Here is a 12007-nt window from a genome sequence, read left to right on the forward strand (position 1 = left end):
AACCTGTGACTACTGAGTCGCAGGTTTTTATGGCTTATTTCTAGGGTATTTCATAGCTCAGGGGTTAAAGGTTATATCTACATGTTTACCATTAATTTTATATTCAAAGTCTTTACTATATTTAATTGAATTGAAAATATTGCTGAGATAATCATTACCATCATAGTGTCCTGAGACCTTAAAATCATCAGGTATTCTTCCACTCACGTGGATATTGACACCATACCACCTTTCAAGAGTTTTTATTACAGCCTCCAGGTTGTCATCTTTAAAATAGATGACCCCTTCCTTCCAGCTCATAATCTGTTGCTGATTAAAACTCGTTTTTAAAATAGCCTTATCTGTTTTATTTAAAGTAAGTTGAAAACCAGGAGTAAGCACATAATCCTTGTTTTCAGTAGCCTCAATAATTTTCACCCTTCCTGTAACCAGAGCTACTTCTACCGTTGCTTCTTTTGGAAATGATTTGATATTAAAAGAAGTACCGAGTACCTCCGTGGTAAGAGCACTGGTTTTAACCTTGAAAGGATGCTTTTTATCTTCTGTAACCTCAAAGAATGCCTCTCCCGAAAGGGTCACCTCCCTATTTTTTTGAAAATTATTAAGATATTGAAGCTCAGAATCAGAATTAAGCCATACTACTGATCCATCAGGAAGTTGAATCTTACTCTTTTGTCCGCTCTTTGTAGTATACCTTTCATAACACTCTTCTTTAAGGCGGGTTTCCTTTTTATCTAAAATCAAAAATAAAGAGACAGCTATCAGCATAGACACGGCAGCTGCGACATACCATGTTCTATTATGGTTTCTTCTTTTATACCTGTAAATGGGCACAACCTTGGGCTTTTCACTTTCACGTTCTTCTAGCTTATCAGTTATTTTACTAAAAAGCCTATCCCCATCTTCTGATACTGATGTGATTTCAGTTTCTTCCCACAAGTATTTAAGTTGATGATAAAGCTTCCTATTTTCACCAGACTCATTAATCCAGGATATTAATTGTCGGATTTCATGTATACTAGCTTCGCCTGCAAAATATTTGCTTATTAAAATATCGATATCGTCGTAGTCCTGGTGCATAGAATTCTCTCTGAATTATACTTAGGACGGGAGCTGTAGTAAATACCCCCAAACGACTTAGCATATTTTTAACTTTTTTTTCTAAAAGAAGAAATAATAGAACTTGCTCAGTTGCTTTTTATCCTCAAAGGCCAAGTATGATTTCATTGCCTCTCGCAAGCGCTTGGTAGCTATGCCCATTTGATTTTCAACAGTTTTTTTTGAAACATCCAGAAAAGAAGCCGCCTCCTCATACTTCATCCCCTCCTCCTTTATAAGCCGATATATCAGCTGGCAGCGCTCTGGCAGTGCATTAATCACTCTTTCTAATTCTAATAACCATTCCTTATGAATCAACTTTCCCTCAGGATTAGCCATATCTTTTATTTGCAACACCGAAGCCTGATCTATTGAAATGCAGGATAAGTCTTTTACCTTACGAAGATGGTCTATAGAAAGGTGTTTAGTTTTCAGATATAAAAAACTATTAATTTTTCTGATTTCATTTATCGTTAACCTATTTTTCCACAGATACACAAAAACTTCAGAGACCACCTCCTCAGCAATTTCTCTATTACCTGTAAGGAAACCCGCATATTGTAGTAACTGGGCATGATAAATATCAAATAGCCTTCTGAATGATTGCTGGCAGCTGTCATTGTTTATTTTTTGTAGTAAAGAATTGATGTAAAGGTTTTGTTCAGGCATTAATTATAAGGTTGCAGTTGAGTACTTTCAGTATGAAATCAGACTGAAACGCCTGGTAATTAATTAAAAATTAACAATTAATTCAAGTCGAAAACGAAACCAGTCAATATTATCCTATCATCCATCAAAATCATATCATAATTAACTGAAATTTAAACCTAAAATGAGTGGGGAAATTTTAGAAAGGAGTCAATTTAACTTTCAATTAATAAAAAGTTAAAAGTATATGAACAGAAGAAATCGATGCCAGAAACGGCTGGGCAGGATACTTTTTGAGAGGTTTTATTAAAGATTCCGAAGTGACATCAGGTCTCTTGAGTTATTTTAAGGCAGGAAGATTTTTTTATTTCTATGGTCTTTACTGTCTGATTATCAGCCTCTACTATATAAAGAAAAAATCATCGTCATCCTCGCTGAAAGCTGGGAGATGACGATGATTGTATGAGATAAAGTATACAGATTATATTCTCTGTATATAGTTTATTAATCTAATTTTTAGAAGGGTGAAAAATAATCAGCTTTCAATAATTACCTACACTTAGCATAACTAAGGTACAAGCCCTTTCTGTTTGCACACCTTTATCTTTAGCCAGTTTTTCGAACTCTTCATTTTCTGTACCTGGATTAAAAATAATACGCTTAGGCTCCAGGCTTAAGATATAATCATACCATTCAGGTTGGTTTTGAGGCCCTATGTACATGGTTACCGTATCTAGTCCTTCTACTTTTGGCTTCTCTCGCAAATTTAAAATTTCCTCACCTTGTACTTCGCCTTTCTTAATTCCTATTGGCACTATTTCATGTCCGTGAGAAGTTAGCCTCTCTGCCGCTGCATATGCATAACGAGAAGTATTAGTAGTAGCTCCAATTATAGCTGTCTTCTTCATAATATTTGCTTATTTAAGTATTTCATTAGCACCGCTTCTGCGCAGCGCTCCCCGTCCATGGCTGCAGAAACTATGCCTCCGGCATAACCAGCCCCTTCACCACACGGGTACAATCTACTTAAAGAAACATGCTCCAGGCTTTCTTTGTTTCTAGGTATTCTCACAGGGGAGGAAGTACGGCTTTCCACCCCTATAATTTGAGCTTCATTGGTATAATAGCCTTTCATTTTTTTACCGAAAGCCTTGAAGCTTTTCCTAAGGCTTTTAGCAATAAATTCCGGTAACACCTGTGTCATGTCCATAGACATCAGACCCGGTTGATAAGAGGTATCATTCAAAGCCGTAGAAACCTTACCTTCTACGAAATCCACCATTCGCTGTGCCGGGGCTGTTTGCCCTCCTCCAGTAATATGACATGCTTTTTGCTCCACTTCCTTCTGAAATTGCAGACCAGCTAATCTACCATATTGCTTATAAGCCTGTAGATCATCTAACTCTACTGATACCACCATGCCCGAATTAGCATATTTAGAATCCCTTCTTGATGGACTCATCCCATTAACTACCAACTCTCCCGGTGCGGTAGCAGCTGGTACTATAAATCCTCCGGGACACATACAAAAAGAGAATACTCCTCTATTTTTTCCATTATTGGTTTCTACCTGGTTAACCAAAGCATAGGAAGATGCTGGTAAATAAGGCCCTCTATCCGTTTCACAATGATACTGTATCCTATCTATCAGATTTTGGGGATGTTCTATTCTAACACCTAAGGCGAAAGGCTTTTCTTCTATGGTTATTCCTGTGGCATCCAAAAGCTCAAAAATATCACGAGCAGAGTGACCAGTGGCTAAAATCACCGCATCTCCCTTTATTGCAGAGTCATCATTTACCTTAACACCTGTCAGAGCTCCATTTTCAATAATAAAATCAGTTACTTTACTATCAAAATGTACCTCTCCACCTGACGCCAGTATACTTTCTCTAAGCTCAGTGACTATTTTAGGCAGTTTATTAGTGCCTATATGAGGGTGAGCATCATATAAGATTTCCTCCCTGGCACCATGAGCCACAAATATTTCCAGTATGCGCTGTACATCACCTCTTTTCTTGGAACGAGTATAAAGCTTTCCGTCTGAATAAGTACCAGCCCCTCCTTCTCCAAAGCAATAGTTAGAATCAGGATTCACCACATGCTCTTTATTGATGGCGGCCAGATCACGCCTTCTGGCTTTTACATCTTTTCCTCTTTCTATCACTATTGGCTTTATGTTATGCTCAATAAGCCGTAGTGCAGCAAAAAGACCTGCAGGCCCCGCACCTACAATAATCACTTGTTTTTGAGAGGCTACATTAGGGTAATATTTCTTGTAGCTTATTAATGGGGTCTTAGCCGCTTCATTAGGAAAGCGTTCTAGCTGTACCCTCACCCACACCTGGCTCTGGCGAGCATCTACTGACCTCTTTACAATTCTGTAAGCAGCTCCCTTGCCTACCTTCTTCTGAGCTAGCTGATGAAATACTTCTTCATCATATGCCTCCTCAGGACGCAGTTTTAGTTCTATCTTTTTCAAGTTGTAAGGTTTTTATCCTTAAATATTATCTTCTTCGCCTTCTACCAATAGAAAACGAATACCCCAAATTAAGTCCAAAATTATAGGCAAAAGAAACATTGCCCTTTTCCAGGTTATCAAATGCTCTACCAGCATAACTGTCTTGCGAAAAGCTTCTGTATCCCCCACCACCACTAATAAAGGCGTCGGCAGTAAAACCTCCTTCTGTAGTAGACTGAATAAGCCTGTATCCTAACATTAATGAATACTCCACCCTATGTTCTTTGGCTTGTACTCTAATAACATTTTCTGGCTGTGATATTACGTTAGAATAATGATTTAGGTTGGAAAAGCGAACTACATGGCCAAAGTACCACATTTCATAGGCGCTAAAAGGGTTATAAAACTTTTGTTTTATAGCTACTCGATACCCCCTCTTATAATTATCATAAAGCGGAACATTATTATCATCTTCAAAAAATGGATCTCTCACCCCTTCAAACTCAAACTCCACCCCCATTCTCTCTTCCATGTACAGCTCCATGCCACAAGGCAGCCTGTTTACAAAAACTGACAATGGACTTAAGCTTACTATAAAACCTCTATATTCATTCCTTTTTGGTTCAAAATAAGAACGCCTTTTTCCTTTAAACTTATAATCAGCTATTCCGTAGTTAAACTTCTCTTTTTCCTTAAGGTCTTCTCGCTTAATCACACCTTTTCCATATACGGGATGGTAATACCCTGTAAGTTCGCCATCCTCCCCAAACAACTTCCACCTTCCTATTTTTTTACCATTTTCTATAGTTCCGGTAGTTTGTACTGTAGTTCCATCATGAAAATAGCCTGTATATTCTCCCATTCCATCTTCAAATTCACTTTCCCCTTCAAGCACTCCATCTTCATAGTAATATTTCCATAAACCACTATAAAGTCCGTCCTCTATCCTGCCTTCCGCTTTAAGCTCTCCGGTTTCATAAAACTCCTTATATGAACCACTCCCTTTATCAAATATACTTTCTCCCTTTAAGGTTCCGTCAGGATAATATAAAGTCCAAAGTCCATCCTTCTTACCTTGGTTGAAGCTACCTTTAGAACTCAGCTCGCCATTTTCAAAATAATAGTGCCACTCACCGGCCGGTTCATTATTAGAAAAGTCACCTGAAGCAGAAACTTCTCCATTTCTATGATAGTACTTCCAAAGGCCAGACTTTTCATCACCCACATAATTACCTTTGGCTTGTAATGATCCGTCTTTATAATAGTACTTCCATTCGCCTGTATTGGCATTGCCTACTCTGGGGCCTTCCGCCCTGGTTTCTCCTGTTCGAAAAAACTCTGTAAACAAACCTTTTCCTCCTGAATAGTCTATGCTACCCTTTTTGCCACCATCTTCATAGTAAAATTCCCAAAGTCCTTCTCTTCTTCCTTCTTTGAAAATACCCTTTTCTTTTAGCTCGCCACTTTCATAGTAAATACTCCATTGGCCCACCCTTTTTCTATCTTTAATGCGGCCTTCCATATTCTTAATGCCACTCTCAAAAAAGTATTCCCAATAACCATCACTAGAACCAGGCTCCAGATCACCGCGCATTTTCAGCTTACCATCTTCATAAAAAAACTCCCATATGCCCACTGTTTCATTATTTGAAAAGCTGCCTAATGATTCTAAATTTCCATTAATATAATAAGACTGATATTTACCTTCCAGCGTATTAGAGATAGTATCTTTTACATGATAAATCTCCTTTATCTGATCTTTATTCTCGTCATGATAAGTATACTGTACATATTGAGCTTGTACTGATTTACAGTTCAACAAACAAAATAAAATTAACAGTATGTAAATTCCGCTCCCTTTCAAAACCACATCTTTAAAGTACACCCCTAATCTGTTTTTCCTAATACCTCCTTTAGCAACCATGACTTTCCCCATTCCTTCTTCTCATTTTCTGTCCATAATTCAGGGAAAAATATAATTTTTTGAAACCGTGGTGGGAGGTATTTCTGCCAGTTAGTACCTCCTGTTGCCGCTATGTCTGCTTCATTTTTATGGAGATGCTTTACTGCCGATTTATAATGAGCCAAAGGCCAACTCACATTTGCTAAATAATCAAACTCTTTTAGCAAATCTACAAGCTGGCTATTGTCTTTGGAAAAATTCTCTTTAAAAATTGCCTCTATGTTTTTGTGTCTATAGGCTTTCGCTCTAAAAATAAAAAAGTCTGTATACTTTTCTTCGAACTGCTCCAGGGTCAATGTCTTTTTGCCAGAGGATAGTTCTATAGCCGCCTGTTTCCAATAGACATGCTTAAGAAGCTCCTCAAGGTCCTCTTCTTCCTTAAACAAATGTCTCTGATCAGCAGCTATAAGATTATTCAGTGATGTAGAAGTCATTTCAATAAGACGATATTGTGCCGATTGAAAACCACTTGCAGGGAGAAGAGCGGTACGAAACTTAAGGAATTGCTCCTTATCCAACCCTTCAATCATTATAGAAAAAGAGTCAGAAAGCTGTCTCAAAATGCGGTTAACACGTTCTATTTTCTTAATAAAAAAAGCTTCACTGATATCTTCAGCCCTACCGACCTGCTCTAGCTCCCACAGTATGAGCTTAAAAAACAACTCAGACTGCTGATGATAAATAATAAAAACCATTTCATCTTCAAGGCCAGTTTTTGGCGTTTGCAAGCTCAGCAGAGTATCCAGGTGTATATAATCCCAATAGGTAGTATAGTCAGAATACAAGAGTCCATCGAGGTAAGATGATAGATCCTGCCCCATGGCTTCGTACTTCTCTTCCAGCTTCCTGACTTGCTCCAGGATTTTCGGATCTATTTCCGACTTATGCATTTTTGATATTGAGATTTTTGGCTATTGTTGTGTAAATTTGATATTTAAAACTGAATAACCCAAATCTCCCTTTATATGTCTGACAAATCTAATAATCATTTTGCCGGAAAAAAGGCTGCAAACGATTTCTTTGAATCTCCGGATTTTTATGTAGTAGATGATTTGCTCACAGAAGAGCACTTACTCATCAGGGCGTCTATTCGCGATTTTGTGAAAAAGGAAATTACTCCATATGTGGAACAATGGTGTCAGGACGCTTATTTCCCTTATGATATTGTGAAGAAATTTGGAGAAATAGGTGCTTTTGGACCTACTGTTCCTGAGCAATATGGTGGCGGCGGGCTAGACTACATCTCTTATGGCCTTATTATGCAGGAAATAGAAAGAGGAGATTCTGGCATGCGCTCTACGGCTTCAGTTCAAGGATCTTTGGTCATGTATCCTATTTATAAATTTGGATCTGAAGAGCAACGCAACAAATATCTTCCCAAATTAGCCTCTGGTGAATGGCTAGGGTGCTTTGGGCTTACAGAGCCTGATCATGGCTCTAACCCTAGTGGCATGCTCACTAATTTTAAAGACATGGGAGATCATTACCTGCTAAATGGTGCTAAAATGTGGATTTCTAACTCTCCTAAGGCAGATGTAGCAGTAGTTTGGGCAAAAAATGAAGAAGGCCGAATTCATGGCTTAATAGTAGAACGTGGCATGGAAGGCTTTAGTACTCCCGAAACTCATAACAAATGGAGCTTGAGAGCTAGCTGCACCGGTGAACTTGTATTTGACAACGTAAAAGTTCCAAAAGAAAATCTTCTCCCTAATAAAAGTGGACTAGGCGCCCCTCTCATGTGTCTTGACTCGGCTCGCTATGGTATCGCTTGGGGTGCTATAGGAGCAGCTATGGACTGCTATGACTCTGCTCGCAGATATGCAGCAGAAAGAATTCAATTTAACAAACCCATAGCCTCTTTTCAGCTTACACAGAAGAAATTATCAGAAATGCTAACAGAAATCACCAAAGCTCAACTACTTAATTGGAAGTTAGGTAAAATGATGGATGAAGGTAAAGCCACAACGGCTCAAATTTCTATGGCTAAAAGAAACTCTGTACACACCGCCTTAACAATAGCCAGAGAGGCCCGGCAGATCCATGGTGGCATGGGAATTACAGGTGAATACCCCATCATGAGACATATGATGAATCTGGAATCAGTAATCACTTATGAAGGTACGCATGACATACACCTACTCATATTAGGAGCAGACATAACCGGCATACCTGCATTTAGCTGATTTTCACATATTTTAACCTAAAATAGCGACCGACGGCATTAACATATCGTTTTGCCACTTGTTTCTTTTTTGTAAATCAAACCACGAGAAGCATGAAAGAGACAGTAGCAGAATATATACTTAAAAAACTAAAAGAGATAGGAGTAAAACGCATCTGGGCAGTAACAGGAGATGCCCTTAATGCTTTTGCCGATGCCGTTCAAAAAGATGATGAGCTGGAGTGGATCTCGGTACGCCATGAAGAGAATGCTGCATTCGCCTGCTATGGCTCAGCTCAGCTTACTGAAGACCTGGCCGTATGTGCTGGCACTGTAGGCCCTGGCGCTCTACACCTCATTAACGGCCTATACAATGCCAAGAAAGCTCGCGTACCCGTACTTGCCATCACAGGACAGGTACCTACGGCTAACATTGGCACAGACTACTTCCAAGAAACGAATCTTACCAAGATTTTTGATGATATATGTGCCTTTCAAGGCATTATCAGAACACCAGATCAAACGCCTCGTTTGTTAAATAAGGCCATTCAAATAGCGCTTTGGGAACAAACAGTGGTGAGAATAGAAATACCACACGACCTCACCACTCAAAAGCTGGATGCCGACTATTTTGATCACCCTATCATTAGATCTAAGTCTAAGCTAATATGTACTGATGAGGACATCAATAAGGCCGCTGAAATTTTAAGTAACAAAACGAAAGTTACCATATTAGCCGGCTGTGGAGCCAGAAAAGCAAAAGATGAGGTTATTTCACTTTCCAACAAACTAAAAGCTCCTATAGTACACACTCTTAAGGCATCAGACGTATATGATTCTTCATTAGAAAATGTAGTAGGTCTTACAGGCCTTATAGGAAACCACCCAGGATATAGTGCCGTACTTAATTGTGATGTACTGCTCATGATTGGAACTGACTTCCCTTACAGCAACTTTTTACCGCATGATAAAGAAGTAATTCAAATTGATATCCGGCCTGAAAACTTAGGTAATAGAACTCACATCACACACGGCATAGTAGGTGATGCTGCCGATACTGTAGGTAGAATAAATGCCCAAATTGTAGCCAATGAAAGTGCATCGTTTATGGAAAGTCATCAAAAGTCGCACCGTAAGTGGTTAGAGAAAATGGAAAAGGAAAGTGACCTTAGCAATGACAGCACACCTCTATTGCCTAGCTTATTTGCTGCTGAGATAAATAGACAAGCCTCTACAGACGCTGTTTTCGCCATGGATACAGGTGAATCTGTAGTTTGGGGTGTGCGGTACATTACATTTAATAACGAGCGGAGAATTATCGGCAGTTTTAATCATGGCTCCATGGCTGTTGGCTTGCCAGCATGTCTGGGTGCACAAGCAGCCTACCCAGGAAGGCAAGTTTGGGGATTGGTAGGTGATGGTGCTTTTGGCATGTCTATGCATGATCTGATTACAGCGGTTAGGTACAACTACCCTATCAAACTGATCGTGTTTAATAACAGCGAATTGAGTTTTGTGAAAATGGAAATGGAAGAAGCTGGATTTCCTATGGCTAATGAGTCTTTAAAACTACAAAACCCTGATTTTGTTGCTTACGCGAAAGCTTGTGGAGCAGATGGAATGAAAGTAGAAAAAGCAGAAGATATAGCCATTGCCATAAAAAAGGCCATTGAATCTCCTAAGCCATTCATTATAGATGCTGTGGTATCATCAGGAGCACTAACCTTACCTCCTAAAATCACTCTGGAGCAGGCATATGGCTTTACCAAATCTAAAGCTAAGGAAGCTATTTTAGCATTGGAAGGAGATGATAGTCAATGGGATAATATTAAAAACGAAATAAAGGCCTATTTCGCTAAATAGAGTATTAGATGCTTTTGGAGCTACTTAAGAGCTTCAAAAGCATATTTTCCATCACTCCAAAATTCATCTAAAGCTATAATCCTGGGTTTTAAAAAAGAAATAATATCTGGCCAGGTTTCTTTATTAAAAACGTTCACCCCTGTCTTCTGAGTAAAAACTCTACTTATTTCCTGGCCATATTCATTATGGTAATCCTTTTCCCATTCCCATTCTTCATTTACAGAAGCGGCGAGCATAAGGTGTAATTCCTGTAATTGCTCATAAAACAACTCACGAATGCCTTCATCAGAATGTGTAAGTTCTATTCCAATGTATACCTTTTTTTTATCGGCTTCCATTCGAAAGTATACATCCTTCAAGCCCGTTTTATAATTTACCCAGTTTATTTTAAGACCTTCTGCTGATAAATGAGGAGCAATATACCGACCAAATGTAGTCCAAAACTCCTCTTTCAGCTTAGCCACTTGTTCACGTGTGTACATGAATAAATTTAAATCTTTAACAATGAAAAGAGTTTTATTTAAACTCACCTTCAGCTTCTACGTAAGCCTTCACCGTTACCCTTTGAGCTGAGGCAGTAGGGTCATTGCTAAAAATAGTCACAGATTTTTGCTGGTTCCCTCTTCTTCCATTGGAGTTGAAAGTAATTTTAACCTCAGTGCTTTCTCCTGGCTTCAAATTATCTTTTTTTACAGAAGCCTCTGCACACGAGCAATTCGATTTTGCTTCCCTTATTTTCAATTCAGTTTTACCACTATTATATAGTTGGAAGCTTGTAGTCACTTTTTCTCCTTGCTTAATCTTCCCAAAATCATGCACCGGAGAAGATATTTTTAATCGTGGAGCTTCAGCCAAATCCTCTTGAGATAAAGGAGGGAAATACTCCATTACTGTAGCATAAACAGATATTGATTTGGTGGCATCATCACCGTCTTCATCAGTATAAAAAGTAACATTATCAGAGTTAAAACCAAGGTTATTATTAGTTTTACCTTCGTAAATTATTTCTATCTCTCCACTTTCTTTTGGCAATAATACCTGAGGGTTAAATTTTAATTTTATAAACTCAGGAGCCACATATTCCTTTTCAAAAACAATAGGTTCACTCCCAGAATTATACACATCAAATTTCTTAGTGGTAGGTTCTTCTGAGGTGAGTACCTTGCCCATATTGAAAGAGCGGTATTTTACTCTGAGCTTACCCATAGAAGTAGGAAGATCTTCTTCCATAGACTCTCTCAAAGGAGTTACATTTCCTCGAATATATAATCTTACAGGCGCAGGCTGGCCTTCCAACATAACGGTAAGGCTTTTATTAAAGGAACCAGGCCTATTATGAGTATCATATCTGGCTTGAATAAATCCAGTTTCTCCGGGTTTCACTTCTTCTTTAGTCCAGTCTGGAGTAGTACATCCACATGATGCCTTTACTGAGCTGATTTTTATGGGCTGAAGTCCTTTATTTATGAAGCTGAACTGATGAACAGCCGCTCCATCTTCTTCTTTTATGGTTCCAAAATCAAAGGTTTTTTCACTAAAAACCATCTCTTCTTCCTGCTGAGCAAAACCGTGCATTGACACCCAACTCATAATAACCAATAAAAGTATTCTGGATTTCATCATAAATGGAATTTTATTTTCTGTAAAGGTAATAAAAATGCGAATGAGTTATAAATAAACATCATTCATTAACATGTTGATAACAAATTAAGAGAGCATGTAACCTACATCAAAACCAAGGCATATAAATCTAAACGCTTACAATTCGGCATTTTTAAAAAGGATTGTGTTTATTTGTTAAAAAACATTTAAA

General features: G+C 38.4%; 10 protein-coding genes. 2 read left to right on the forward strand and 8 right to left on the reverse strand.

Annotated features, from left to right (window positions below):
* Positions 1-57 precede the first annotated feature (57 nt).
* From JL102_RS04360 to JL102_RS04385, 6 genes are all read right to left on the reverse strand, one after another.
* Positions 58-1080, reverse strand: coding sequence for a FecR family protein (locus tag JL102_RS04360; protein ID WP_202243012.1), 1023 nt, complete (start codon positions 1078-1080; stop codon positions 58-60).
* Between the two features lie 81 nt (positions 1081-1161).
* Positions 1162-1767, reverse strand: a complete 606-nt coding sequence (locus JL102_RS04365) for an RNA polymerase sigma-70 factor (protein WP_202243014.1) — start codon at positions 1765-1767, stop codon at positions 1162-1164.
* A 521-nt stretch (positions 1768-2288) separates the two neighbouring features.
* A complete protein-coding gene (locus JL102_RS04370; protein ID WP_202243016.1) occupies positions 2289-2654 on the reverse strand; it encodes a CoA-binding protein in 366 nt (121 codons plus the stop codon).
* Entirely contained in the window at positions 2651-4228 is a 1578-nt protein-coding gene (locus JL102_RS04375) for an NAD(P)/FAD-dependent oxidoreductase (protein ID WP_202243018.1), read from the reverse strand. Before JL102_RS04375 ends, JL102_RS04370 begins: the two co-directional genes overlap by 4 nt.
* Positions 4229-4253: 25 nt before the next feature.
* Positions 4254-6029 carry a toxin-antitoxin system YwqK family antitoxin gene (locus JL102_RS04380; RefSeq protein WP_202243020.1) on the reverse strand — a complete coding sequence of 592 codons (1776 nt, stop codon included), beginning with the start codon at positions 6027-6029 and terminating at the stop codon, positions 4254-4256.
* Positions 6030-6094: 65 nt separating this feature from the next.
* A complete protein-coding gene (locus JL102_RS04385; protein WP_202243022.1) occupies positions 6095-7060 on the reverse strand; it encodes a tryptophan 2,3-dioxygenase family protein in 966 nt (321 codons plus the stop codon).
* A 75-nt stretch (positions 7061-7135) separates the two neighbouring features.
* Here JL102_RS04385 and JL102_RS04390 point away from each other — a divergent pair, with 75 nt between their 5' ends.
* Together JL102_RS04390 and JL102_RS04395 are read left to right on the forward strand one after the other, a co-directional pair.
* The gene (locus JL102_RS04390; RefSeq protein ID WP_202243024.1) at positions 7136-8353 is read left to right on the forward strand and encodes an acyl-CoA dehydrogenase family protein; all 1218 of its coding nucleotides are present in this window, start codon (positions 7136-7138) and stop codon (positions 8351-8353) included.
* Positions 8354-8445: 92 nt separating this feature from the next.
* Entirely contained in the window at positions 8446-10194 is a 1749-nt protein-coding gene (locus JL102_RS04395; RefSeq protein WP_202243026.1) for a thiamine pyrophosphate-dependent enzyme, read from the forward strand.
* Positions 10195-10214: 20 nt separating this feature from the next.
* On the opposite strand, the gene JL102_RS04400 is transcribed toward JL102_RS04395, so the two are convergent.
* Entirely contained in the window at positions 10215-10676 is a 462-nt protein-coding gene (locus JL102_RS04400) for a DUF4268 domain-containing protein (protein ID WP_202243028.1), read from the reverse strand.
* A gap of 34 nt (positions 10677-10710) precedes the next feature.
* A complete protein-coding gene (locus tag JL102_RS04405) occupies positions 10711-11817 on the reverse strand; it encodes a DUF1573 domain-containing protein (protein ID WP_237390390.1) in 1107 nt (368 codons plus the stop codon).
* Between the last annotated feature and the right edge of the window lie 190 nt (positions 11818-12007).

The organism is Fulvivirga sediminis (genome assembly GCF_016757215.1).
GTDB classification, from domain to species: Bacteria; Bacteroidota; Bacteroidia; order Cytophagales; family Cyclobacteriaceae; genus Fulvivirga; species Fulvivirga sediminis.

Bases quoted from the DNA above. Each gene is read 5' to 3' on its own strand.
- JL102_RS04360 (WP_202243012.1), bottom strand. From the start codon at position 1,080: ATGCACCAGGACTACGACGATATCGATATTTTAATAAGCAAATATTTT.
- JL102_RS04395 (WP_202243026.1), top strand. From the start codon at position 8,446: ATGAAAGAGACAGTAGCAGAATATATACTTAAAAAACTAAAAGAGATA.
- JL102_RS04390 (WP_202243024.1), top strand. From the start codon at position 7,136: ATGTCTGACAAATCTAATAATCATTTTGCCGGAAAAAAGGCTGCAAAC.
- JL102_RS04370 (WP_202243016.1), bottom strand. From the start codon at position 2,654: ATGAAGAAGACAGCTATAATTGGAGCTACTACTAATACTTCTCGTTAT.
- JL102_RS04365 (WP_202243014.1), bottom strand. From the start codon at position 1,767: ATGCCTGAACAAAACCTTTACATCAATTCTTTACTACAAAAAATAAAC.
- JL102_RS04385 (WP_202243022.1), bottom strand. From the start codon at position 7,060: ATGCATAAGTCGGAAATAGATCCGAAAATCCTGGAGCAAGTCAGGAAG.
- JL102_RS04405 (WP_237390390.1), bottom strand. From the start codon at position 11,817: ATGATGAAATCCAGAATACTTTTATTGGTTATTATGAGTTGGGTGTCA.
- JL102_RS04400 (WP_202243028.1), bottom strand. From the start codon at position 10,676: ATGTACACACGTGAACAAGTGGCTAAGCTGAAAGAGGAGTTTTGGACT.